This is a genomic window from Candidatus Marimicrobium litorale, assembly GCF_026262645.1.
Lineage (GTDB): Bacteria > Pseudomonadota > Gammaproteobacteria > Pseudomonadales > Halieaceae > Marimicrobium > Marimicrobium litorale.
In genome coordinates this window covers 2177849-2202534 of sequence record NZ_SHNO01000001.1, presented here as the reverse complement: position 1 = coordinate 2202534, position 24686 = coordinate 2177849, and the positions used below count along the sequence as shown (strand labels likewise).

Annotated in this window: 22 protein-coding genes; 6 read left to right on the top strand and 16 right to left on the bottom strand. The window is 56.5% G+C overall.

What is annotated here, in order from left to right:
- Nucleotides 1-60: 60 nt before the first annotated feature.
- Nucleotides 61-1074: a tRNA 5-methoxyuridine(34)/uridine 5-oxyacetic acid(34) synthase CmoB gene (gene cmoB, locus EYC82_RS09800; RefSeq protein ID WP_279249353.1), complete on the bottom strand. Its 1014-nt coding sequence runs from the start codon at nucleotides 1072-1074 to the stop codon at nucleotides 61-63.
- A complete protein-coding gene (gene cmoA / locus EYC82_RS09795; RefSeq protein ID WP_279249352.1) occupies nucleotides 1071-1802 on the bottom strand; it encodes a carboxy-S-adenosyl-L-methionine synthase CmoA in 732 nt (243 codons plus the stop codon). The genes cmoB and cmoA overlap by 4 nt, the downstream gene beginning before the upstream one ends.
- 164 nt (nucleotides 1803-1966) lie before the next feature.
- On the opposite strand from cmoA, the gene EYC82_RS09790 reads away from it, so the two are divergent.
- Nucleotides 1967-2797 carry a lipase family alpha/beta hydrolase gene (locus EYC82_RS09790; protein WP_279249351.1) on the top strand — a complete coding sequence of 277 codons (831 nt, stop codon included), beginning with the start codon at nucleotides 1967-1969 and terminating at the stop codon, nucleotides 2795-2797.
- 19 nt (nucleotides 2798-2816) lie between these two features.
- Here EYC82_RS09790 and EYC82_RS09785 read toward each other — a convergent pair whose 3' ends face one another.
- Nucleotides 2817-3005, bottom strand: a complete 189-nt coding sequence (locus tag EYC82_RS09785; protein ID WP_279249350.1) for a hypothetical protein — start codon at nucleotides 3003-3005, stop codon at nucleotides 2817-2819.
- 456 nt (nucleotides 3006-3461) lie between these two features.
- On the opposite strand from EYC82_RS09785, the gene EYC82_RS09780 reads away from it, so the two are divergent.
- A complete protein-coding gene (locus EYC82_RS09780; RefSeq protein WP_279249349.1) occupies nucleotides 3462-4649 on the top strand; it encodes an amino acid aminotransferase in 1188 nt (395 codons plus the stop codon).
- A gap of 8 nt (nucleotides 4650-4657) precedes the next feature.
- On the opposite strand, the gene EYC82_RS09775 is transcribed toward EYC82_RS09780, so the two are convergent.
- The gene (locus EYC82_RS09775) at nucleotides 4658-5383 is read right to left on the bottom strand and encodes a phosphoribosyltransferase (protein ID WP_279249348.1); all 726 of its coding nucleotides are present in this window, start codon (nucleotides 5381-5383) and stop codon (nucleotides 4658-4660) included.
- 234 nt (nucleotides 5384-5617) lie between these two features.
- Here EYC82_RS09775 and EYC82_RS09770 point away from each other — a divergent pair, with 234 nt between their 5' ends.
- On the top strand, nucleotides 5618-6658 hold the full coding sequence (locus EYC82_RS09770) for a COX15/CtaA family protein (protein ID WP_279249347.1): 1041 nt from the start codon (nucleotides 5618-5620) through the stop codon (nucleotides 6656-6658).
- Nucleotides 6659-6786: 128 nt separating this feature from the next.
- On the opposite strand, the gene EYC82_RS09765 is transcribed toward EYC82_RS09770, so the two are convergent.
- The 4 genes from EYC82_RS09765 to EYC82_RS09750 all read right to left on the bottom strand — a co-directional run bounded on the left by EYC82_RS09765 (nucleotide 6787) and on the right by EYC82_RS09750 (nucleotide 9783).
- Nucleotides 6787-7206 carry a Rap1a/Tai family immunity protein gene (locus EYC82_RS09765; protein WP_279249346.1) on the bottom strand — a complete coding sequence of 140 codons (420 nt, stop codon included), beginning with the start codon at nucleotides 7204-7206 and terminating at the stop codon, nucleotides 6787-6789.
- A 221-nt stretch (nucleotides 7207-7427) separates the two neighbouring features.
- Entirely contained in the window at nucleotides 7428-8030 is a 603-nt protein-coding gene (locus EYC82_RS09760) for a DNA-3-methyladenine glycosylase I (RefSeq protein WP_279249345.1), read from the bottom strand.
- 211 nt (nucleotides 8031-8241) lie between these two features.
- Entirely contained in the window at nucleotides 8242-8478 is a 237-nt protein-coding gene (locus EYC82_RS09755; RefSeq protein ID WP_279249344.1) for a CDGSH iron-sulfur domain-containing protein, read from the bottom strand.
- Between the two features lie 57 nt (nucleotides 8479-8535).
- Nucleotides 8536-9783, bottom strand: coding sequence for a cytochrome P450 (locus tag EYC82_RS09750; protein WP_279249343.1), 1248 nt, complete (start codon nucleotides 9781-9783; stop codon nucleotides 8536-8538).
- Between the two features lie 210 nt (nucleotides 9784-9993).
- On the opposite strand from EYC82_RS09750, the gene EYC82_RS09745 reads away from it, so the two are divergent.
- Entirely contained in the window at nucleotides 9994-10818 is an 825-nt protein-coding gene (locus EYC82_RS09745) for an HAD family hydrolase (RefSeq protein ID WP_279249342.1), read from the top strand.
- A gap of 18 nt (nucleotides 10819-10836) precedes the next feature.
- On the opposite strand, the gene EYC82_RS09740 is transcribed toward EYC82_RS09745, so the two are convergent.
- Both EYC82_RS09740 and EYC82_RS09735 read right to left on the bottom strand, forming a co-directional pair.
- Nucleotides 10837-12240: a hypothetical protein gene (locus EYC82_RS09740; protein WP_279249341.1), complete on the bottom strand. Its 1404-nt coding sequence runs from the start codon at nucleotides 12238-12240 to the stop codon at nucleotides 10837-10839.
- Complete coding sequence (locus EYC82_RS09735) at nucleotides 12241-13461, bottom strand: hypothetical protein (protein WP_279249340.1); 1221 nt, start codon at nucleotides 13459-13461, stop codon at nucleotides 12241-12243.
- A 383-nt stretch (nucleotides 13462-13844) separates the two neighbouring features.
- Here EYC82_RS09735 and EYC82_RS09730 point away from each other — a divergent pair, with 383 nt between their 5' ends.
- Nucleotides 13845-14855: a DUF2860 family protein gene (locus tag EYC82_RS09730; RefSeq protein WP_279249339.1), complete on the top strand. Its 1011-nt coding sequence runs from the start codon at nucleotides 13845-13847 to the stop codon at nucleotides 14853-14855.
- A gap of 195 nt (nucleotides 14856-15050) precedes the next feature.
- Here EYC82_RS09730 and EYC82_RS09725 read toward each other — a convergent pair whose 3' ends face one another.
- The 5 genes from EYC82_RS09725 to EYC82_RS09705 form a co-directional block, all read right to left on the bottom strand.
- Nucleotides 15051-15614: a PqiC family protein gene (locus EYC82_RS09725; RefSeq protein WP_279249338.1), complete on the bottom strand. Its 564-nt coding sequence runs from the start codon at nucleotides 15612-15614 to the stop codon at nucleotides 15051-15053.
- Complete coding sequence (gene pqiB, locus EYC82_RS09720) at nucleotides 15611-17251, bottom strand: intermembrane transport protein PqiB (RefSeq protein WP_279249337.1); 1641 nt, start codon at nucleotides 17249-17251, stop codon at nucleotides 15611-15613. Before pqiB ends, EYC82_RS09725 begins: the two co-directional genes overlap by 4 nt.
- Nucleotides 17241-17864 (bottom strand): paraquat-inducible protein A, encoded by a 624-nt coding sequence (locus EYC82_RS09715; RefSeq protein ID WP_279249336.1) that lies wholly within the window; start codon nucleotides 17862-17864, stop codon nucleotides 17241-17243. The genes pqiB and EYC82_RS09715 overlap by 11 nt, the downstream gene beginning before the upstream one ends.
- Nucleotides 17861-18472 carry a paraquat-inducible protein A gene (locus tag EYC82_RS09710; RefSeq protein ID WP_279249335.1) on the bottom strand — a complete coding sequence of 204 codons (612 nt, stop codon included), beginning with the start codon at nucleotides 18470-18472 and terminating at the stop codon, nucleotides 17861-17863. Before EYC82_RS09710 ends, EYC82_RS09715 begins: the two co-directional genes overlap by 4 nt.
- Nucleotides 18473-18679: 207 nt before the next feature.
- Nucleotides 18680-20737, bottom strand: coding sequence for a DUF3604 domain-containing protein (locus EYC82_RS09705; RefSeq protein ID WP_279249334.1), 2058 nt, complete (start codon nucleotides 20735-20737; stop codon nucleotides 18680-18682).
- Nucleotides 20738-21062: 325 nt separating this feature from the next.
- Between EYC82_RS09705 and EYC82_RS09700 the strand changes: the two genes are divergently transcribed.
- Nucleotides 21063-23810, top strand: a complete 2748-nt coding sequence (locus EYC82_RS09700) for an HzsA-related protein (RefSeq protein WP_279249333.1) — start codon at nucleotides 21063-21065, stop codon at nucleotides 23808-23810.
- Nucleotides 23811-23836: 26 nt separating this feature from the next.
- Here the strand turns inward: EYC82_RS09700 and EYC82_RS09695 are convergent, their stop codons facing one another.
- Entirely contained in the window at nucleotides 23837-24676 is an 840-nt protein-coding gene (locus EYC82_RS09695) for an alpha/beta hydrolase (protein ID WP_279249332.1), read from the bottom strand.
- Between the last annotated feature and the right edge of the window lie 10 nt (nucleotides 24677-24686).

Below are 24686 nucleotides of genomic sequence, written 5' to 3'. Positions count from 1 at the left end.
AAATACGGCAGGTCAGCCTTGCCACGCGGCGGCGATACCTGCCCCGGCGCGGGGCGTTTATCAGCAAGCAGGGGGTACTTTCGCTAGTGGTGTCCATGTCCCCGGTGCTCTGGCCGTGACGATGGCGCGGCGCGGAGCGGGGTAACCCTCGATCGTTCGGCTGGCATCCTCGGGATCGAGAAAGTCGGCCAGTGAGTGAAAAGTCATCCATTCGGTGGAGCGTTGTTCTTGCGTGGTGGTGACCGTAACATCAATGAGGGTGGGCTCTGCCAGTCCGAGTTTGGCAAGCCAGCCCAACAGTGTGTCGCAACTGGGCAGGAACCAAACGTTGCCCATGCGTGCGTACCGGTCCTCGGGCACCAGGATTTCCCCGTGTCCGCCCTCGATTACCAGTGTTTCCAAAACCAACTGCCCGCCGGGACGCAGGCAGTCTCTCAGTTCCTGCAGGTGATCAAATGGCGAGCGGCGGTGATACAGCACGCCCATGGAAAATACGGTGTCAAAAGCCTGTAGCTTGGTCGGTACCTGCTCCATTGCGAGGGGCAGGACCCACACGTTATTTTGGCATAAATATTTTTGCAGAGCCCAGAACTGCACGACGAACAAGGGCGAGGGATCGATGCCGATGACCTCGGCGGCACCTTCCCCCAGCATGCGCCAGCAGTGGTAACCGCTGCCGCAACCGACATCCAGCACACGGCGCCCCGCCAGTGTGTCTATCCCCGGCAGCAGCCGGTCCCATTTCCAGTCCGAGCGCCATTCTGTATCAATCCTTGCGCCGAACAATTCGAATGGCCCCTTGCGCCAGGGATGCAAGCGCTGCAACGCGAGGCGCAACAGGCTTGCCGTCTGCGCGTCCAGAGGCGTCGTGCACCCGGCGCCGACACTGCTGCTGTTGAGTTGTACACTGTCTGCGGTGATGGCGGGGAGGTCTTCCAGCGCCTTTAACCAGCTTGCCAGGTCACCATAACGCTCCTGGCTCAGGCCCTGTTCAATCTGTGTTGCCAACACTTGCGCCCAGCGGTCCAGTTCACTGTTGCGCCAGTGATTGGCAAGCGGCGTGTAGTCAATCATTTGAGCGCGACGAGTGAGGCAAAGTTAAAACACTGGAACCAGACGTCGCAGCTGCTGAATCCTGCGCTTACCAGACGATGCCTGTGTTGCTGCAATGTCTCGGGTACCAGCACGGTTTCCAGCGCGGTGCGTTTTGCAGCCACTTCGAGATCGCTGTAGCCGTTGGCCCGTTTGAACTGGTGATGAAGCTCGATATTGAGATCGTCCAGTCGTTTGTCGTTGAAGCTCAATTTCTCGGATAGGACCAGGATGCCGCCGGGCTGCATGCCCGCGTAAATGCCGCTGATGACCTGATCGCGCTGGCCCGGGGGGACGAACTGCAAGGTGAAGTTGAGAATAACGACGGAGGCGTTTGCAACGGCTACATCCTGCAGATTAGCGCAATGCAGGTCCACGGGGGTTTCGTGGGTATCTGTTTCGATAATGCTGCGGCAGCGTTGCAGCATGTCAGGTGAATTGTCGACCGCTATGATGCGACAGCCTGGCTGGCGGATAGCGTGGCGCATGGCGAGAGTAGAGGCTCCCAGCGAACATCCGAGATCGTAAAGGTTGCTGTCGGCGATGGCGTACTTTCCCGCCAGCAGACCGGTCATGGAAATGATGGTGGGATACCCCGGCACGGAGCGCTTGATCATGTCCGGAAAAACCCGCGCCACGTCCTCGTCGAAAGTAAACAGGCCCCGGTCTGAAGCGGGGTCGGCAAAGAGTGTGTCGCGGGAGTCGGTCAATGTCGGCGTCAGGGCTGGAATGGGCTGGTTAAAAAATATACGAACAATCGTGTGAGGCTCAATTCTAGCATGAATTATTAAACCGGGTGCCCAAGGTTTTACTGTATTCCTTTGATGCAACTGGCCACAATGAAGTCGCGTTTTTTTTGTACTGTGGAGCGTCTATGCCGAGTTCAACACCCATATCCTCACCCGATATCAGGCCGCCCCGTTTGCGGCACAGTATGATGGAACTGGGACGAGCGATGCTCGAAATTGGCAGCACCGCTATGCTGGGTCCGGTGTTCAAGACGCTGCCCAGAGGCGATGGCCACACTATCATAACCATTCCGGGATTCATGGGAGCGGATGGGTCAACGTCACAGCTGCGGCGTTTCCTGCGGAATCGTGGTTACAACGCGGTGCCCTGGGGTTTGGGGCGCAATGGCGCGGACGTACGCTCGCAAAATCTGGAAGATTTCCTCGATCATCGCACCGCGATGGAAGACGCGATTGCCGCGCGCGTTGAGCAGGAGTATCTTGCCAGCGGCCAGAAAGTGACTCTGGTCGGCTGGAGCCTCGGCGGCCTGTACGCGGTAGCGCTGGCCCATCGGTATCCGCGCTGGATACGTCAGGTCATCACCCTCGGTACACCCTTTGGCGATCCCCGTGGTACGGCTCTTTACAGTGTGATGGGGAGTTTCAATGGTAACGACGTGGATGAAGAAGCGCTGTCCCGCTGGGTGGATCACACCTACAGATCTGGCAAGCTGCGCGTGCCGGTTCTTGCGCTTTATAGCGAGTCGGATGGCATAGTGGGCACTGGTATCGCTCGTTGTGAGGGAGATGAAAACTACGTCACCAACATGGCGGTGTTGGCCAGCCATGTGGGCTTTCCCTTCAACCCGCTGGTGTTCGCTGTGATCGCTAACCACCTCGTCGAGCCGCATGAGCGTTGGGCGCTTTGCCGCGATGCTCGGATAGAACCCTTTGTCCGGGTGGTGCCAGCCTGCTGAGGGATGCTCTCGAGAGGCGTCAGTTTACACTGCGAACCAACAAGCGCTCTTCGGTCGATGTCGTCTCGTTGTTGCGTGTCAGGGGAGAGAACTGCGCAAATTGAGAGGGCTCCGCTGGATTCTTCCGGCCGTGGTGGCCGCGTTGCCGGTAGCGAATACTGGCGAGAAACTCCACCAGGCTTACCTTACCTTCATCCAGTCGCTTCATTTGACGTGTCCATTAACTGATCGTGACCACCGCACTAAGATCTGAGTCTAGACCATGACGGGGCGAAGTGGGCGTAAAAAGTGCTCGCCAATCGTGTGAACAATGCCCACCACTGATCCTCCTGGCTATCATCACTGTTGTTGCTGGAGGCTGTTCATGAAGCCAGATCACTCTCCCACGGTCCCGCTCACCTGTGGCGGCACTTGTTGGCCCAAGCCACTGCATTCTGCGCGCGCCTTTTTGTTAGTGCGGCGGCTGTGAAGGCAATACAAATACATGCGGGACTGGAATGCGGTATATTGAACGGCAAGAAAAAGGACCTCGATATCCTGTCATTCGGCCCCACGATAAGGGGCGCGCGCTCGCCTAGAGAGCGCCTGCCAATTGATACTGTCGAACCCTTCTGGCTGTTTTTGCGGAAACTGCTGGCAGCGTTGTGACGATCTGGAGTACTCGATGCTACAAATGCTGGAACCATTGCCTGCCGATCCGATTCTGGGTCTTTCTGCGGCCTGTCACGCAGACCCCAATCCGGACAAGGTCGATCTGACTGTGGGAATCTACAAGAACGAGAAGGGCGAGTGTCCGGTTTTTGCCGCGGTGCAGGAGGCGCAGCAGTCTCTTGTGAATGAGGAAACGAGCAAGGCTTATCTGGCGGCGGCGGGGGACGGTGCTTTTAATCAGGGTATACAGAAACTGGTGCTTGGCGATGGCAGCGGGGCGCTTGCCGATGGGCGGGTGACCAGTATCCAGACCCCTGGTGGTTGTGGCGCGCTGCGCATCGGAGCGGAGATAGTGCACGCGGCTGCCCCGAATGCAAAAGTATGGGTGTCTGATCCGACCTGGCCGGTACATGGGCCCTTGCTGGGCAGCGTGGGGCTGGAATTCCGCAGTTACCGTTACTACGACTATGCCACGCATGGCGTCAACTTCGACGCAATGGTGAGTGATCTCGCCGGTGCCCAAGCTGGCGATATCGTGCTGCTGCACGGTTGTTGCCACAACCCGTGCGGCGCGGATCTATCCCTGGAGCAGTGGCGCGTTATCGCGGAATTGGCGGAGCGGCAGGGGTTCACTCCCTTCGTCGATTTTGCCTACCAGGGCATGGGCGTTGGCCTCGATGAGGATGCCGCGGGGTTGCGCTTGTTGGTATCGCGCCTGCCTGAGGTGATTGTAGCCTCCTCCTGCTCCAAGAACCTGGGGCTGTATCGTGAGCGCACCGGGGCCGCCGTTTTTGTCTGCGCAGATGCAGCGAATGCGCGTGCTGTCCTGAGTCAGGCCCAGTCCGCTGCGCGGCGGGTATATTCCATGCCGCCCGCACACGGGGCCTTGCTGGCCGGGCGGGTGTTTAACGATGACGTACTGGGTGCGCTGTGGCGGGAGGAATTGTCCGCAGTGTGCGAGCGCATCAATGGTTTGCGTAGCAGTTTGCGTCATGCCCTCGAGTCTCGTTGCGGCGGTAACTTCGCTTTTATCGAAACGGAAAAGGGTATGTTTTCCTTTCTTGGGCTCAGTGCGGAGCAGGCTCAGCGATTGCGCAATGATTACAGTGTTTATATGCTGGATTCGTCCCGTATAAATGTTGCGGGAGTCAATGCGGGTAATCTCGATTATATTGCTGAAGCAGTGTCCGGGGTGTTGTAGCTTCCAGGTCAGCCCTGCTCGAATAGCGTTTCCAAATACGTATCTACCAGATGGGGCGGGTAGCCGATGAGGTCGACCAGCCTGCGTTGGCACTCCGCCTGTGTGGCGCCGCGCTGTTTCCACACGGGTATACGCTTGGCCATAGTCTCTACGTATTCCCGCGGCGTGATGATCCACGTATCCTGAGTCAGTTCGCCAAAATAAAAGTTTGCCGGGCACACTGTTTTGGCCCTGGGCTTCATGAAGAGCGCCAGACTCATAACACGTCTGGCACCCCGCTCAGTGATGTGCTCGGACAAAAAGCGCAGTGTGTCCCCGCGATCACCCAGGTCATCGACCAGTATCACTACCTCATCCCTTACCTCCAGCGAGCTTTCCTGCACAACCTGGGGCTTCGGGCGGCGTTGGTCGGGGCCTGTATAGAGCGACACACCGATGCTGCCAAACGCGATGTGGGGTGCTGAGGGCATGTGGACGAGGTGGTCGTGAAGCAGGATACCCGGCAACAGTCCCCCCATAGTGACCATGAGGGCGCGGGTGATCGGCTCGTTGGCACTCTGCTGAAACGCCTTTATCTGCTCGGCGACTTCGCCGACCATCATGGCCTCCACGGTGTCCGGTACCAGTAGGAAGCGCAATTCATCATCGGGTATAGCAACGCCCTCCGGGGTCCGCCAGAAGTCGATATCGATGTCGGCCGCGCGGCAGTGTACCTGCTGCTCGTAAGTGGTCATAGTGTGGTCCATGGGCTTGCTGTACTGATTATTGTACCGAATTTGCCCCTCTCTGCAGCAGCCTCGTTCCGGCTGGCTTGCAGTTCTTACACTGCTGAGGAGTCGCGATTAGCGTCGTACTGGTCTGCTTCGAGCAAGAACGCTAAAATAGTACCCTGAGACGATAAGGCGTGAAACCCGCAGGAGAATCCACCCCGTGTTGGGTTTCTTACTGCACTCGACGATACTGACGCGATGACAACATTCGAACAGAATCAATACAACCGGCAGGTAGTCCGATGGTTGACACTGTGTGCCACCGTGGTGTTTGGGATGATTTTGCTGGGTGGCGTTACCCGCCTGACCCACTCCGGTCTGTCCATGGTCGACTGGAGGCCTCTGGTGGGTGTGATACCGCCCATCGGTGAGCAGGAGTGGCTGGCTACTTTTGACAAGTACAAACAGTTTCCGGAATACCAGAAGATCAACAAAGGTATGAGCCTCGATGGGTTCAAAGTCATATTTATGTACGAGTACCTGCACCGGGTTCTCGGTCGGTTTATCGGTGTTTTATTCGCGATTCCGTTTTTCTATTTCGCCTTGCGCAAACGCCTGCGCCCCGGTCTTACGCCGCACCTGTTTGTGCTGTTAACGATGGGGGGACTGCAGGGCTTACTGGGCTGGTACATGGTCAAAAGTGGTCTGGTCGACAATCCGCGTGTCAGTCAGTACCGCCTCGCCGCTCATCTTGGTGTAGCGGTCGTGATCTATACCTACATGGTCTGGCTGGTGCTCGAATTGCGGCCGGCTGCGCATACGGCACTGTCCGGACTGACCCGGTATGCGCGCTGGTCGCCCCTGCTGGTTGGGTTGGTATATCTGATGATACTGTCTGGTGCTCTGGTGGCGGGGACGCGGGCCGGTTTGGTCTACCCGACCTGGCCCTTGATGGGTGACAGCTTCGTACCGCCGGGTCTTTACGCGATGAACCCCGCATGGCTCGCCGCATTCGAGGATGTCGTGACCATACAGTTCAATCACCGTATGTTCGCTTATCTGCTCTTCCTGGTGTTGAACCTGTTTGCCTTCCAAGTCTACCGTCACGCACCGGACCGACGTGTGCGCACGGCAGCCGTCATACTGGCTGTGGTGCTCTGGATGCAGGTTGTGCTGGGAATCAGCGCCTTGTTGCAGCAGGTGCCGGTCTGGTTGGGCGCGGCTCATCAGGGTGGCGCGGTGCTTTTACTGACCGCCATGCTTTATGTGAGTCATTGCGTGATGCGGGCAAAGCCCTAGCCGAGAGAACTGCTATCACGCTGTTGTGCGGGTATCGAGTCGCCACCAGAATGCGGGCGAAAAGTTGTGCTCCACGAAGCGGCGTCAGGTGTTTAATCCCCGGCAGCGCGGTGCATCATTGAGCCTCGCTAGCGAGGGCAGGGATAGGACGACAGAAACGCGCCAAAAATCAATACAGTTGATGATTCATGCAGCTCCTTCGGATGTTCCCTGAGGTACTTTTCGACGACTCTGACGGATTGGCCGATGGTTATGCCGTCATCCGGGAAACAGATGGCGCGGGGCGCCCCGGGCCGTTTCTCATAAAATTCAGAAGCCCCCGCAAACCCGTCGACCTCGCCCATACAATGTCCCGCTTGCCCGAAATCGATGCTGTCAGGGTCGGCAATGCCCTCCATGATTTTGATCGCCTCGGTGCATTTGCGCAGCAGTGCGTTACCGTCGTTGGCTGCGGCGGCCGCCGGATTGGTGGCTAGCCACATTCCGCACAGAAGGAGTAATACGAATATATTTCGAACCCATTGGTTTGCCGGTGTCGAAGTAATCACTGGTTGCCTCTCATTATGCAGCGCCGTTTCGATGCTGCTGTGGATGGATTCTATTTGCGCGCGCAGGGTGTCAACCCAGCATTTGCACGAGTGTCAACGATGCCCTGCGTTGATGTCAATGCATAAGACGCATGCTTGACCGGCAACGCCTTGATTGAGTCGTTTTGATGCTATCGCTCGTCGCTGTTCGAGGGCATAAATTTGCCTAGCGATTCGTCTTTTCAATGCTCTACCGACAGTGCGGCAATTCTGCTGAGGTGGCTGTAAGGCAGCTTTGAGTCGGCGTGCCAGTGATTAAATGTGTCCTGCACCTGGCGCAGCTCGCGCTGACTGGAGGGGTTGTCGCTGATCTCCAGTCCCCCCCGCTGCAAACAGCGCACCACGTCCCCGGTCAGGATAAAGGTGTCCTTGCCCATATTGCGCAACACCCGCTGCCCAGACATTCCGCCCAGCCGTTGACCGCGTTTTTTTAACACGCGGAACAGGCCGATGAGATCATCCGTGGGCCAGCGGTTGACGAACTTGCCGAAGCTGCCGTGTTCGTTTGAGATATCGACAATAAACTGTGCGTTGGCCTGTACAGTAAGTACCTTCTGGCGATTGCGGATAATGCGCGTATCCTGCGCGAAGCGGTCGATTTGCTCCGGGCTGAGGAGAAGAATCCTGTCGGGTGGAAATCCGAAGAACACGGTCTCAAAATCATCCCATTTGCGGTCTACAACGCGCCACACAAAACCGGCCTGAAAAATGCAGCGGGTCATTTGTGCCAGCCAGCGATCGTTGCGGGTGCGGGCCAAGGCTCGATCACGCTTTACAGCCGGCATTAGCGTCCTCAAGGCAGTTTCGCCTCCGTGACGTTGCGCTGCTCGAGACAAGACGGTAGAAAATCGTTCCATTTCAGAGTAAGCCGTTTTCTGCCAGTGCGATGGGCTTGTGTGTCATTAGGGCGGGACTGCCTACCTCAGCGTGCAAGGCCTCTGCCACAAGCCGGTAGTGCCGGCTTGTGGACTGTTTCGGCGTGCAGTGTGCGGGGGGTCATTTGCTGTGGCTGCCATCGCACAGCGGTTGATTCGCGGTCGCTTTGCAGCCGCAAAAGAAAACCTTGTCGTCTTCGGTCGCATTGAAGCGCAGCGGTGTGAAGCCAGTGTCCTTGTGTGAGCCGTCGCAGAATGGTTGGCTCTCGCTCAGACCGCAGGCGCACCAGAAGTAGGCGTTACCCGCTGTGACGTCTACGGCGAACGGTGTGTCTGATGCGCGTTTAGGTTTGTCCATGCGGGCTCTCCTTAATCCTGTGTCAGTTGCTTCTGGACGGCGTGATCCGTTCGAGTGTCAGGCGCAGTGGGTTCTCAGCAGCAGGCGCTTGAATACGATTGCGTTATGGTCCTCGAGGTCTCTTTCGGGCTCTTCTGCCAGTTCCAGGTTAGGGAATCGCTTGAAAAGCTCAGTCATAGTCAGGAATAACTGGCGCTTCGCCAGTGCGGCCCCGATGCAGTAGCGAGGACCGTAACCGAACATGACGTCCGGATCGAACGTGCGTTGGACATCGAAAATCTCTGGGTTCTCAAAGTATTCCGGATCGTAGTCTTTGAGGTGGGGCATCATCAATACCATGACACCCTTGCGCAATGTTTCCCCCATAAACTCCATGTCCCTGGGGGCATATCGTGCAAAACCCATTTTCGACGACACGCCCCAGCGGTTTATTTCGCTGAATGCGTTAGAAAAGGCATCCGCGGAGGCGAGGGCCTTGTCGATCTGGCTGCGGTCATTCTTGAGCAGGGCATACACGGCCCACTGCTGAGCCACAAGCGTTGTGTCAGCACCTGCGCCGATCAGCGCCAGGATCATTGTAATGATGTCACCCTCGACAAAGTTTTCTTGCTCCTGCTCAATTTTTAGCAGCGTCGACAGAAAATCATCCTGTACCGGGGCGTTGCGTCGCTCAGCGATCACTTCCTGAATAATAACGATGGCCTTGTTGCAGTTCTGCCGGGCGATTTCGCGACGCTCGTCTGAAATGGTGGGGTTCCAGGTTTCGGTGAAGGTCAGGATGACCTGCTTGATTTCCGGCCAATACTTCTTGGGTATGCCGACCATGCGGGTGATTGAAATGAAAGGGATATGGTTTGCGACGGCTTCCTTATAGTCGAATTGTTCCGGCTCACCCAATTCGTCAAACAGCTTTTGCACCTCCGGCTCGATCTTGGCCTGTATCGCGTCGACCACATTGCGTGAGAAGGCGGGTGAAACTACCTTGCGAATCAGCCGATGATGGTCTGGGTCGGCCAGCAGGCTGTGGCCGATCATGGCGCGTTCGAAATGACTCCACTCATCTTCCGGGGGACGGGCAGGAGCAAATTCCCAATCGTAAAAGTCAGAGGAGAGCGGTTCCTTGTGCCAGCACTCAAGGATGTCTGGCATGCGCGTTACGATCCAGGCCTGCCAGGGTTCATACCAGACGATGGGTCCGCGCCTTGCCAGCGCCAGACACTGTGGAACAGGGTTTTCCATGTAGTCGTTGGAATTAGGGTTGAACAACTGCTCGATAGGCGGCAGCTCCTGTGCGACTTCGGCCATGAAGGTCTCCTCGGTGTGGCGCGGAGGGTTCAAACGCGCCTCTGAGCCTGATGATAGTGTAATTTGGGACGTTGCAAATAATAGTAAAAGTATACATCTGTATACCTTCAAGGTGAATTACAATTTTTTGTCTGCTTTTGCCTCGCGTGTGCCCTGAGACGCCCGGGTCTCGGGTTAGAGTGTGCTGTCCTTGGTTACCGGCTTTACCCGATGGAATTGATAGTTTTTGATCTCGATGGAACCCTGCTCAATGCAGATGCGGTGGTGTCTGCGCATACGGCTGAAACTCTGAGCCAACTGCGGCAGCGGGGGATCGCCTATACCGTTGCGACCGGTCGCACCTTGCATGGCGCCATTGATCTGCTGGAAGGGCACGGTTTCAGCCTGCCGCACATCTACAAGAACGGCGTGATGATATGGCAGCCGGAGCGCGACACGTACAGCTCGGAAACCCTGTTGACGCTGCCAGAAATTCGCCATGTGATGGAAGCGTTCCGTCGCGTGAAGGTAACGCCGTTTATTTTCACTCTTGAGCCTGGCAATCGCCACGCGATCTACCACGCTCCCCTGCAAAACGAGGTTGAGCGACGTCTCGCCGCGATGTTCAGCGATGACCGTGACATAGAGATGGTATCGCTGGAAAAGCTCCCTCCTTTGGCAGAAATAACCAACATCAGTGCGCTGGGTTCGCCTGAGGCCATTTCCGCCGTGTTGGATGACATTCACAGGGAGGAACACCTGGTTGCCTATGCGGGCAGCGCTTTGGAGGGGCAGGGCCTGCAATGGGTGGATATTCATCACAGCGCCGCGAGCAAGGGCGGTGCGGTGGAGCAGTTAAAGCGCGACCTCGGCTTTAGCAGGGTCATCTGTTTTGGCGACAGCGATAATGATCTCAGCATGTTCGCCATGGCAGATGAAAGCTATGCGCCTGTCAATGCCAAACCGGCGCTGCGTGGTGCGGCAACCGCGGTGATTGGTCACCACGACGAAGACGGAATTTCACACTTTCTGCGAGAGCGCTTCGAGCTCGAATAGCGCTGCCTGATAGCCCGGTTAGCGATGCCCCGTGCCCTTGGCCGGCCACACCTGGCGGACCAGTATTGCATTGCTCAGCAGCGCGCAGAGAAACATCAGGCCCGGGGCCAGCTGAATGCTCAGTCGCCCTACGCCGGTAAAGTTGGCCGACCCCAGCGAAAATACGGTGAACAGAAACAGGAACAGGAAGGCACCGACCGAGGCAAACAAAGCGGTGGCGATACCGCGATAAGTCTTCAGAACTGATAATGGCAAGAGCAGGGAAAGGGCAGCCACCATGGGCAGCAGGTAGGCAAACAGGTGCCAGTTAGCGTGCAGAAAGACACTTTTGATGATGCCCATCAGCCCCTTCATGCTGAGAGGTGTGAACTGCTGCAGGAAGGGATGCAATGACTCAGGCGCGACCTGCCTGAACACGACAAGCCCAATGACGCAGAGTATGCCGATGCCCGCCAGGCGAATCACTGCGTGCTTCGGTGCTAGCGCGACGATCAGGCCGGGCGCGAGTAACAGCGCCCACAGATACCCCTCTATTTTCAGTCGTATCAGGCAAAGAGCGAAAAGTATCAGCAGGACTCTTTGCCAGGCCTGTTTCCCGCAAACCCAGTTATGCAGTGCCATGAGTGCTGCGCAATACGCCGCACCTACAAAAAGGTCTGCGTAGCCTGCCAGCGCAACATGGGTGTTGATCAAGGGCATAGACAGCAGGAAATAGGTGAATACCATGCTGAGGGTGGGCTCAACGCCTGCGATGCGCAGTTGGCTGTAGAAGGCACCCCCCAGTGCGGCCAGGCAGACCAGCCATGGCAGATTCATCAGGCTTTCATTCCACTCACCCGCGGCGAGGTTCATCCACACCTGCAGCAGGGGAATGGTTGAGGGGTAGTTGGGATGCCGGTCGGTAAAAACGCCCTCGCCAAACGCCTGCAGCCAGGACAGGTTGTCTGTAAAGGGCACTATGCTGCGATACTCAAACCATACCTTGGCCTTGGTGGCCCAGTGCATGGTCGCATCCCAGGGGAATAGCGGTCGCAGGAAAACCTCCGTTCCGAGCAAAGCCAGTCGGACAATCAGCAGGATCAGCAGCAGCATGAAGAGCCACTTCTGAGCGGCGGTCATTTTGCTCAGTGCGCGCAGTGCCGGCTGCGTCCGGTTCGAAATAGGCGTTCTGCGAAGCAGGATAACGGAGGCGGTGAGGATCAGTATCGTCGAGACTAACGCGGGGAGGGTGAAGGATAAGGTGAGCCCCAGGGCGTTCTGCAGCCACAGGAATTGCGGCACCAACACAAGGCCCAGTAGTGCACCATGGCTCCAGATCAGTGGGGTTCTTGCGAGCGTGTCTGCAGGCACGAGCACACTTAACCACAGGCCGCCAAGAGCAATCGGGAGTGCAAGGGCGAGCAGGATAAGTACGCTCTCCATTTATTTCAGCCTCAAAAGCCGCATGGTGAGCGAGGAATACACCATCTCGGCGGGGTACATACGCGTTTCGGGGAGCCTGACCCCTTTATCCTTGTGCGCGTAGGCGCGCGAGGGACTCAGCACTAAAATGTAGTCCCCCTTGCGCAGGTACTGCGCATCCGGTAGCTCGGGGCGCTCCAGTCGCCAGTAGGCATTGAGCGGGTAGAGGAAATACGCCGCGCGCATGCCGGCGTAGAGGTCACTGGTGGCAACCATTACCCGGGCATCAGGTTCGTTTATATGTGCTTTCACGGTAGCAATTGAACGATACAGCTTGGCGTCCGGTCCTGCGGCGAGTTTCTCCTCGGGGCTTAATCCCGCGAAGGTAAGGTGAGAGTGCGCTACCTGCCGCAGCAACCGGTTCTGCCAGACCAGATCCAGTACCAGCCAGCAGGCGAGGAATATCATCGCTGGAACCGTCCAGCTAAACGTGATGCGCCCGCGGGACAGAAGAACCACTACGCCGTAGGCAACAAAGCTGAGTAGCATGAGTGTCACAACCAGTGGCACGGGGTAAAAAGAAGCCACTTTGGCGGCACCGGTGTGAGTATTCATTTGCGCTCTCTTCCAGGGAGCGAAGCTGCCCAGGTCCGAGAGTATCGCGCGCAGTTGTAGCGTGGCAGAGGCGGGGTGCAGCGAAATATCAGTTACCGTCAGGGCGCTGGGTTCCTTGCTCGTAAGGATTATAGTGATGGCCTCTATAGAGCCGTCCCAGCCTTTGAATTCCCTCGTGGCAATCCACAGGTCAGTGAGCGGCTGGTCCTCCAGGATGTATTGGTGGACCGTTTTACCACCCTTGCGCAAGCTCATTGTCGCGCCAAGGTCCGGCGGCGGGTGTTCTAGTGATAAGTGCAGGTAGGGGTAATCCTGCGCGTCGATGCCGGGGGTCAGTAGGGTGACCACCCCGACGCCAAACCCCGCTAATTCGAGATCCAGACGCCCATCGATGAGTTGCCAGGAAGGCGCAACGACTTCGAGCGTTTCCTCAGTCATATTGATAGCCTGCAGTGGCGATTCACCACTGCTGGGCGGATGAAAAAAAAGCATGAGGACTGCCAGTAGCATAGCGAGGCCCAGCAGCATGGATGCCAGCGTTGCTCTTAGCATGTGATGAGTAACGTGCACGTGACAGGCTTTACCGATGGTTTCACGGTTGGTCCCCGGAAGCGTCCGACATCGCATGCTATCGATTTACGCGATAATCTGGTTTGTGCCTGAGCCCTGAAACAGTCCTTTATTTCTCTTTTTTTTACTGTGTTCATGCAAGCAACAACAGAGAGCAGGCGCGGTTACGGACGGCGGACTGACAGAATAACATTGGTTCTGTCGCCGAGGCATGTTTTGTGCGCTGCCGAAGGGAAAAGGGGCAATTTTTCGCGAGTTTTGCCACATTCCTCGCATTTCGCAGTGGCCTTGCGGTGTTTATTACTGCCGGCTCTGGGGTAAAGCAGGTGCGCAGAGGTGAAAATTTTGTCTTTTTCTCGCTGTTCTTGATGAAAGTGCAGCGATATACTCGGTTCGCACGTTACATTTCGTGACACCGATTAAACTGGAGATTAGATAAGATGAAAAAAACCCTCTTAGGTCTAGGCATCTCAGCATTTACAGTATCGACTATGGCTATGCAGCCACTGCCAGATGAGGCGGGTTTTTCCGCGTTTGTGGGAGCGGGCGCCGCGGGTGGTATTGTCGAGTCTAATTTCCTGGCTGAAATCGTCGGTATTGACCTGAGCAACGACAAAATTTACAACTATGATTCGCCCAATAACACGACAATCATTATTCCCAATTTCAAATTGGAGTTGTCCTACCTGTTTTCCAATAAAAAAACTGAAGTCACGCTGAACAACGCAGTAGAGAGTTCACTTGATTTTACCAGCAACATGAAGCTGGGCTTGCGCCACGATTTCGACAACGTCGGTAATATTCAGGTGGCAGGCCTGTTGGGGAACGACGCGGTGGGATTAAAAGTCTGGGAAGATCCTTATCTGCAGGGAGCGGCCCGTAAGTCGACAGACTATAAAACCAGCGGTGCCATGATTACATGGGACAAAATGTTCGGCAGTGATCTCGAATTGATCGTCAAAACACTGAAAGTCGATCTCGATGATGAGCAGAGCGGCCAGAGCCTGGGTCTTTCCTCAGCGCAGCGTGATCTGCTGGACCGTGAAGGGAACCTCAATCGAGCGGAGCTGGGCTACCAATTCGTTATCAATAGCGGCGAGTACGTGGTTCGCCCCAGTGTGGCATACCTGGATCGCGACCTCGATGGTGATGCGATGGCTCAGGATGGATTCGAACTGGGCGTAGCGATGGTCTACAGTAACTCGAGTTATTCATGGGCAAACAAAGCGGTTTATCAGCGTCTTGATGGCGACAAGGACAACCCCATCTTCCTCGATAAAAACGATGCCGATGTGTACATGTTTTCCAGTGAGGTCAGCATTCCTGAGCCGATGGGCTGGGAAAAGTGGGTCGCCAGAGTGGGTGTGGTCTATGCACAGAATGACGCCAGCATCAATTTCAATAAGAGTAAGGTCGCGATGCTGTCTGCTAATCTGGGGCGCAGATTCTAGACGGTTGGGCTGAATAACAGGAAGCCTCGGCGGGCAATCGCCGAGGCTTTTTTTATGCCCGCGGAGACGCCGTGGGCGGATAATCCAGTGTATTCCTGACAACGGCCACTTCATCGCGACCAAAGTCCGGACAGGGCAGCTTGTCCTGCTCGCGCTGCTACCTCATCCTCAGTGCGCCGCGCTGGTGCCGGCGAATCAGGATTCTTTGCTCATTACCAGTGTGTTCGCTATCGCCCGCGCCAGGTCTTCCAGCAGCGCTTCCTCGGCCTGAACCAGCGCAGGATAGCCGGCCGATGTCAGGGGTTTTTCCTCGGAAAACTGGTGTGCCGAGACTAGTTGGTCTCCCGAACGCAGCCACCACAGGGCGACCAACTTGGCTGAACCCTCGCGAGTGCCGTGTAACTGGTCGATATAAATATCCAGCACGATGGGAGTTTTCGTCAGCTTATGCGGCAGCAAATCCATATTGCTGAGCTGAGAGATATTGGTAACGAGCAGGTTACGAACCCCCTCGTAAATCGGTTCGGCCCACAAGTTATTTCGCGCAGCGTGCATGTCACCGTTTTTCGTCTCTAGCACGAGACCTGGCTGATCAATGTACGATGCAACTTCCACGGTGCCCATGGAAAATTCTTTTGAGGGCTCAAGCGCGCGCGTTGTAAGCTGATGGCTAGAGCGCAGCAAGTAGCTGTTGGGCTCCGTCGGTTGGCCGGCGCACCCTGCAAGTAGTGCCAGCAATAACAGGTAGGTATATTTCATTGGTTGCTCACCTCGGGAACAGGGTCGGGAACAGGGTCGGGGGCGGGTTTCGATGGAAAGACAACCGCGTTGGGTTTTTCGGTGAGTGTACGTGACAGCGATTCTATATTGCCCAGCGTGCGGTTGAGACGCAATAAACTGGAGTTGATACTTTGGTAGGCTCCAGAGCCGGAAGAAAAACCTTCCAGTACATTACTGAGTTCTTTCAGGGTTTGATCCAGCTGTGCCGTTAACCCCTGTGTGCCATCGGCCATCACCAGATTGTTCAGGTTTTCCAGCGTGCTGTTTAGCGTGGCGATAGTGTTGTTTGCTTCAGTAATGGTGGTATCAAGAGGCAGCGCATTGAGCTTGTCGAGTATTGAGGTCACCTTCTGTTCAAGCTGACCCAGTCCGGTTTCCAGGGAGGGGATGGTGGGGTAGTTATCAAACTTGCCCACTGTTGCGGCCTCGGTATCGTCGTAATAATCGATATTGATGAATTTTGCGCCGGTGAGCAGGTTGCCGGTTTCCAGCGAAGCGCGCATTCCATTGCTCACACCACGCGTGATCGACTTATGCAGCTCACCGATCGATTGCGCGTCGTCGGGCATTTCAAGGCGCCCGGGTTCAACATAAATAAGCACGGGTATTTTTGCACCCTCACCCTGGGTGCCGAGTGCGATATTGGCCTGAAAGCTTTCTTTGAGCATAATTCTCTCTACCTTGCCCAGCGTAATGCCACGGTACTCTACTGGGGCTCCGGGCACTAAACCCTTGATCGACTGGGCGAATGAGGTGACGTAGTAAGTGCCGTAGCGGAAGGGGTTTTCCTTAATATCATCATAGGAATCATACAGTTTGAAATTTACATCACTGCCAACCGGCTTGCCCTTGGCTATACCGGGAGGCAATCCAAAGGCGACGCCACCAAGAAGAACGGTCTCCAGCGATCCAGTCTCTACTTTGAAGCCTGCGGCCCCGGCGCTGAGTGATATACCGCTGGCATCCCAGAAGCGCGAGTGCGAATCAACAAGGTCATGGTAGGGCGCTTCAATGAACAGGGTGTATTGCAACTCCCTGCTGCTAACGTTGAACTCCATGGTTTCCACCCGCCCCACGTTGTAGCCCGCGTAAAGGACTGCATCACCGGCGCTGATGGAGGAAGATTTTTTGCTGGTGAGGTGAACGCGGACACCGGGGGCATCCGCCGGCGTCAGCGGGGGCTGCTCCAGTGCGACAAATTTACGCTTCTCCTTATCGCCTTTTCCCGGTGCCAGCTGAATGTATGCCCCTGATAATAGTGTATCTAATCCGGAGATGTTGCCCAGTCCCACGCGGGCGGTGACCACCCAGAACTTCGTATCGCCCCGCAGTAACGGCAGGGTCTGGCGGTCCAGTTTGGCGGTGGCAATTACGCCGTCAAAGTTTTTATTCAGGCGCACTTCCTCCACCACGCCCATGGTGACGTTGCGGTATTTTATTTTTGTCTTTCCCTCCTCGAGACCACTGGCAGTCTTAAAGGCAATCTCAATATCCGGTCCCTCGGTCATCCAGTTGTGCACCACCATGTACGCACCCAAAACAAGCGCGAGCAGTGGAATAATCCAGATTGCCGAGATTGATCTTGAGTCCTCGATTTGCGCTTTTTCAGCCGTCATTATTTGTATCTTCCATGTTGTCCCAAATCAGTCTGGGGTCAAAGCTTTCGGCGGCGAGCATAGTCACAATAACTACGCCAGCGAAACACAGGGCCGCAATTCCCGGTCGGATCACCAGTAAACCGTTTAAGTGCACCAGTGTAACGAGTATAGAGACTACGAATACATCGACCATCGACCATTTACCAACGAATTCTGTGATGCGGTACATAATCGAACGCTGTCGCGGATTTAGACGTGAATGCCGTTCGGCCGTCCATACCAGGTAAAAAATCGCCATCAGTTTCCCTGAGGGCACCATAACGCTGAACATGAATATGACGGCGGCAACAGGAATTGAGTCGAGGTTAATCAATAATACCACGCCGCCCAGAATGGTACTGGCGGTTTCAGTGCCCAGTTGATCGGTATACATAACGGGGTACATATTGGCGGGGATATACAGCAAACAGGCGGTAAACAGCAGCGCCAGCGTCCGCTGGATGCTGTCGTTTTTACGCAAGTGCAGGGTGGTCCCGCAGCGCGGGCAGCGATGCAGGTCAACCGGCGCCAGTTTGTAGCATAAGTGACAGGTGGCGAGTCCGCGGCCTGCGCCTGTTTCCGCTTTGCTCATGACTTTACACCAAGCGCTTCAATGAGCTGCCAGCACTGGTAGCGATCCAGATTGGCGACCGAGACAATAAAGCAGACGGCGAAGATCGCGTAGGCCCAAAAAGAGAATCCTATGACAACGGTGGCCATAGCCGCAATTTTGGTCAACGCTACAATCACACCGATAATGAAGACCTCTACCATGGCCCACGCCTGCAGAGTAAAAATACCCCGTGCCAAGGGCGCCAGTAGCGAGGTGTGTCGTCGCTGGCGCAGCGGTACACACAATGAAAGTATCATCACCAGCACGATCGCGGGAATAACAATAATAAAAGCGGACACCACCAGGGCGATCTCTGGCATGCCATAGTGCCACAGTGTTCCCGGTGTTTGCGGCAGTGTCATTATGCTCTCCAGGCCGCTGCTGGAGAAAGACAGGAACGGGTAGAAAAGCGATAGCGCAAGGAATATAAGGCCCGCCAAGGCGAAGGCGATGATGCGATCGAAGCTGTTATTTCGCATGCGTGTCAAGAAATGCCCGCAGCGAGGACAAGAGGCATTGTGCCCGTGCTGCAGCGCGGATACGTTGACTATCAGATCACAGCCGGGACAGGCGATATCATCATTCATATCGACAGGGCATCCTCCCGTGGTGCAATGAAAAGGCCATTATTTGCTGAGGTTCAGGCGGAGACTGCATCATTACTGCGCACTGCTTCATAGTTGCTGCCTGTATGGGCTTTTCAGCAGTATAAGTTGAATGCCGCTATGTCACCAGATAACCATTGAGAGCTTTCCCGGCTATGCGAGGGAACTGCGAACCCACTTTAATACGGGCTATCCCGCGGGCGTATACCAGATCGGCGAACTCCAGGCCCGTTCCTGTATTACTTTACGATGCTCAGGGACGCAGCAGTTCTCCATCCCCGGGGGTATAGTCGCGGGGTTGTCGCAGCGCACACCCGCATTCGCACAGATACGCTGGCTCCACCGGCAGCTCGGGTTTTCCAGTACACGCGTATAGTAGAACGCTTGCGCCTGTGGATTGAAGTCTGGATCTTCCCACACCGAGCACAGCTCGGTATGACCGCTGCCTGACGTTTCACAGTTGTTTATATCGACGCGTGCATCGTTCGCCCCGCCTGCCACATCAATAACCCGCTCGTGCAGTTCATCCTGCTCGTACCAGCCTTTGATAATTTGCACACGCTGAAGCGGATTCCCGGGGTATTCCTCGGTGCCGCTATCCATAGTGGCTGAGACAACAAAGCGCGGTGCACTAGCGGACTCGCCGCGCGGCAAAAGGTCGCCGCCCATAGGGACGCCGCCGGTATACCCCATGGACACCATGTTCGCGGATTCACACAGGTCATCCGAATAATCCCAACCGCCAAAGAAGCGCACTACCGGTCGCGTGCCCGAGGTCGCATAAGCCTCCCTGCGCTGCATGGCAGCAAACAGCGCATCGCGGCTGTTCTCCTCCGCATAGAGCACGGCATGACCACCGGGGTTGTACTCCAGTTCGTCTGGCAGGCCTACCGGTAGGCCATCCCGGGCACCCATGCCCGCGCCACCGTGCCCCGGGTGGTTTGTCTCCATGGTAAGTCCGGGCGCGGCGATATGGGTGTCAGTACTGGAGATAAGCCCGAATTTGAAGCCGTTGGCGCCCAGCTCCTGCTGCTGCTGCAGGCCCTTTTTCAGGCCGTGGCGCAGGAAATTGGCCTCCCCGGGGGGGACGGTTTCGGGCGCCTCCATGCCAATCAGATTGGCTGCCCACCCCAATTTAGCGAAAGGGACGTCGCCGGTGTTCTTGCCACCAAAGCGGTCGTAGCCCATTTTCTCGAAGCCGCAGGCATCTTCGTCCGCCCAAATCGGCAGGCGGTTGTCGCATTCGGATGACCCCTTGTGCTGCATAAGCTCGAATAGAGTGTTCCAGCGAGCGCGACGTTGCGCCTCCTCCGCAGTAATCGTGCCGGTGGCTGTATCGTCTCCTGTATAGGCGGTCTCAAACATCAGGCCCGCGCTTAGATTCGAGTTGTGGGGAATGACAACGGCGTCGCAGCCTGGCAGGCCTTCCACGCACTCCTGATCGAGATAATCCCACAGGTCAACTTGTGACGGTGTTTCTATCCAGCTCTTGGCATGGTCCGGCACCGTGTTGTTGCGAAAAATCACATTGTGGTGAAGGTTTTGGCCTGTCTGCAGGCCAGCGGTCCACTCGTAGCCATGGAAACTGGTGAAGGTGCAGTCACTGGAGCGGTCGTAGGCTTGCTCGGTGTCTGCACGAATGTCCCGCCAGGTGTCAGCTGCCTTACCGAGGCAGGTTTCGTTGTTTTCGCCGCAGGGCCCCAGCCTTTGTTTATAGCTCAGTCCTGCGGCCCCAAAGGTGAGAAAAGACCACTGTGGAAGATACCGGTGTACGAGGCATACCGGGTGCCAGTAACCGTCTTCATCCGGCGAGGTGCAAATCCTGACTTCGCCCAAAAAGGCAGCGTGATCGGTGACCGCAGTAAAATCCAGCGGGCGGTCGATGCGAATGGTGCGGATGGGCTGGTCGTTTTCATCGTAAGGCTGAATCCCCATGGGCTTTCCCATGGCGAAGCGGTAGGCATCGATGGGGCGATTGCGCGTGTCCTGTGTACTGGCATCGAAAGACCAGGCCGTGTGGACGTGCAGGTCTCCGAAGTGGGGCCGTCGCAAGGGGTCGTAGTCGGCGCAGGGCTCGCGCTCCTCTGTGCGGGAGAACGGCATTGAACCCGGCCTTTTTGCCGCAGGTGGCGCCGTTTTATCCGCGCTGAACGCGCTTTTTGGTGTCGGCTCGCTGGCTGCCGCGCAGACCGCCAGCAGTGTCGAGAGCAGTGTGGCCAAAACAGCGGTAATAATGCGCTTGTCCATCAATATGACCTCTTGAAAGTGACTATAATTGGCTAGAGGGTAATTTTACCAGGCCGGGTCGGTGACTGGGTCTCGCGCTTGCACACGCGCGGCGTTACGCGGAGCTCTGCCCGGTTGAATGGCTTCATCAGGCCGTGCTGAGCACCCCTTAAGTGAATCAATGTGCTGATAGGACTGTTCTCGAAGTATACAGCCTTTTTACGCCCGCCGGAGTGGATACTCAAACGGCTCGCTTCGAGATACACTGCGATGTGGCGGTAATGTTGGCGGTCTCTTTCAGGCGGCGCGTTCCCAGCTTCGATTAAGACAGGTGACAGGATTTCAGGTGACAAGACTTTTTTCACTGCTACTACTTTTTTTTGCTCCACTGGGCGCTGTGGCCGCCCCTGCTGGCGACACGGCGCAGAGTAGTGCGCCCACTGCCGCGGTTCAGTCGGACTGGAAGCTGGTATACACACGGCAGCCGCTTGCTACCAAGCCAGTACCCGGCGCACGCATAGACGATGCGGCCAACTGGCAGCATGCGACAGATGTAGGGCGTATCAATGGCGGTATCGCGGAGGCGGATATCGTTATCGATGACCTCAAGGGTAACGTCAAGGTTGTGTATAACTGCACGACCTCGGAAGAAATCTGCGTAGCCCACGAGGCACGTGTCAGTCCTGACGGTACCAAGATCGTGTATTCGGTGGGTGAGGGAGCGCGACTCGTCGAGGTGCAGTACCTCGGGGTCAAGATGGGTATTTATGATATCCCGCGGCTGCGATCTGCCCGCTTGTGGATTTATGATCTTGTTACGGGGGAGAACACCCCGATACCTCACCACCCGGCCAAGGCTATCGATCGACAACCCGAGTGGCTGACCAACGATAAGATCGTGTTTGTCAGCAACCGGAGCAATACCTACCCGTTCAAGTTTCCCTGGCCTACACATCGCGGTACTGACCAGTATGGCCGCAATCGTTGCTTCAACCCGCCGGCGTGTCATTCCCAGGATTATGGCTACGACCTTTCGTCCCGCTCGTTGCAGTTGTGGACAATGAATATCGATGGCACTGATGCGAAGAACATCAGTCCTCATGAGAACATGGCACTGGCGCCCACGGTTATGAGTAATGGGGACATCGTCTATTCCTGCTGGAATGCCCACGAAAACAAAACCTACGATGCGTATACCCCGCGCGCGGGCACAGTCAAGAACAAGTGGTGGCTGTGTCGCACAGACGGCAATGGCGCAGATACCACGGTATTGCTCAATGGCCACAAGTCCCCCACGATCAAGACTCGAGATTTTTTGCCACAGGGCACCCACGGGGGAGAGGGGCGGTCGCAGTTGCGTGCATTGCGCTCTGCGGCGGAAATCTTTAAAGATCGCCTGGCGGTCACCAACTACTATCGAGCCAACCATGTGGGCAGCATGGGTATCATCTACGGGATGGACTACGGTGACCCTCACGTGGAGGGCTGCTCGCGTGAAAGCTGCCAGACCGACCCCTATTCCGCCAATAACTGGCCCGGGAGCGGGCGCTACATCCCCAGTTCGTTTGTTCCGCTCACCCCGTATGGCAACGACCAGGATATGGACGTGCGATTCAATGGCAAGGGTCAGGCACTGGGCAAGGCGGGTTATCCGGCGCCTCTGCCCGATACGGATAAAGAGTACATGATTACCCACGCCCGTGGCTCGTGTTATGAGATCACCCCTCTGGAGCAAGCGACCCGAAAGGCGATGGGTGGCGAACCCACCTGCCAGAAGGCAATTTATCGGGTGAAAGCGCCGATGGTTATCGATCCTTTTGACAAGCGGCAGATGGAATTCATGGCCGGCGGGCCTGATTGGCAGGCGTTTGATGCGCGCGCTATCGCCACCTTCCAGCAGTTGCATGGTCAGCCCGCGCCTGACCGACCGGCGCCGCTTGACCCGAATGTCGGGTGCTACTTGCAGGTAGTGGATGCACGCAAAGCAGAGTTGTATCCCAGCGCTAAACGCTACAGCTGGAAGAATAATCTGTATCAACAATGCGCGTTCCAGGGCTGCGCAGTGAATACAGAAAATCCGGGTTTTTATGCAAAGAATGTTGCCAATCTGGCTGTCCTGTTGCCGGAGATGTGGGATATTCGCTGGCAGGGGAAAGATAAAAAGGAGTACGAGGATACGATCAACAGTCTCGGCCATAAGTCGATTGCCTCCCTCGGTGCGCAGCCACTGGAGGCCGACGGGTCGGTGAAAATGCGGGTGCCCTGCGATACGCCTCTCATCATGGCGGGCACTGACGCGAACGGGATGGCGATCGCCCACGATGCGATGTTGCATTCGCTGCGCCCCGGAGAGACTCGCACCTGTCATGGTTGTCATGATGGCCATTCCGAAGAACGCGCTGCGAAGTTGAAGCACAGCGCCGTGGAGCGCTTTGAGGATACGCTCGCTTACAATACCAATCCGCCGATGCCGGAAGCTTCGCCCCCTGTGACTTTTGCCGATGTAGCGCCCATCTTGAAGGAGCGCTGTGCCAGTTGTCACCGGGAGATGGGCAGAAGTGACACCGACAGGTTGTATTACAGTGTTGCCCAGGACTACCAGCAGTTCGATTGGCCCAGGAATAAACCAAAATCAGGCCATGGTGAGCACGGTCGTGTGGTCAATGTAAAAATCAGGCATCGGGGTAAAGGATATGCCGTGGGCGAGACCCTGAAATTCGGCCCCGGCGGCGCAGCTGGCAAAATCGCCCGGGTGGGTCCGAAAGGGCAGATCAATGCGATTCGCATGACCGCGCCCGGGGACGGCTATCCGCGAATTTCATCAATCAAGGTCAATACTGAAAAAGGCCGTGGCGCGGTTCTGCAGGCGATGACCGACAAAATGTACCTGTCGAGGCCCTACACCAGCAAGTGGACAGCGAAGTTTGCGCGTGATTCGCTACTGTACTGGAAGTGCGTTGGATCGCGGCAGGATGGGCGCAGCGATGGCCAGTATCCGGACGATATTGATTTCGGCCCTGCGCATGAGGCTCACGCCTCCGCTCAGGAATGTCAGGTTATCGGCCGGTGGATCGACCATGGTGTGCAAAACTGAGTGGCGGACACTTGCGCTCCGGTGAGTTAAAACAGACCTCTGCCACTGAGAAAGCCAACAACGCGCTCCCCGGTCAGGCGCAGATATTTCGGCTTGTTAAAAAAGCCATGAGTTTGGCCCTTGTAAATGACCAGCTCGCAGAATCCGCCCGCTGCCTCAGCGGTTGCGCAGAATGTCTCCGCCGTCGCAATGGGTACTTCCGGATCCTCGGAGCCCACCATCAGCAGGGTGGGGGGTAGCGAGGCGTCGACATGATGCAGCGGTGACACGCTCTCCCAGAAGTCCGCCACCAGGTGATGATCGGGTGTACAGGGCGAGAGGTCGACCATAGGGTTGTACAACACCAGCGCGGCTGGCCTTTCAGCCATGACGCCTGTGCGATTCAGCGGCAGTCCAGTGCCCAGCGCGGCGGCCAGGTGTCCACCCGAGGAGCCACCACCGACAGCGATGTGCGCAGGGTCGATTGTCAGGGCCGCCGCGTTATCCACCAGGTAGTCAAAGGCTGCTCGCGCATCCTCCAGGGCGCCCTCCACATCGGGGCCGCTGTCAGGCCCCAGTCGATACGCCGCAGAAAAGCAATGGATGCCCCGCTCAGCGAAAAAGTCGCAGTGACGGTGCAGGTCTCGGGGGGCACCCAGCATCCAGGCGCCGCCGTGAAAAAGCAGAAGGGCGGGTGCGGTGTCGCCCACGGTGTTCCTGGCCTTGAACGCGTGCAGGTCCATTGCCTGCCCGCTGTCGCCTGCGTAGGTGATGATTTGATCAGGCTTTACATCGAGCAGGTGGAGTTTTTTCACCGCTACGAATAGCAGGGCTGGGAGCAATACGAGCAGTGCTCCCGCAACAAAATACCAGTATTCCTTGGCCATTGGATCGCCT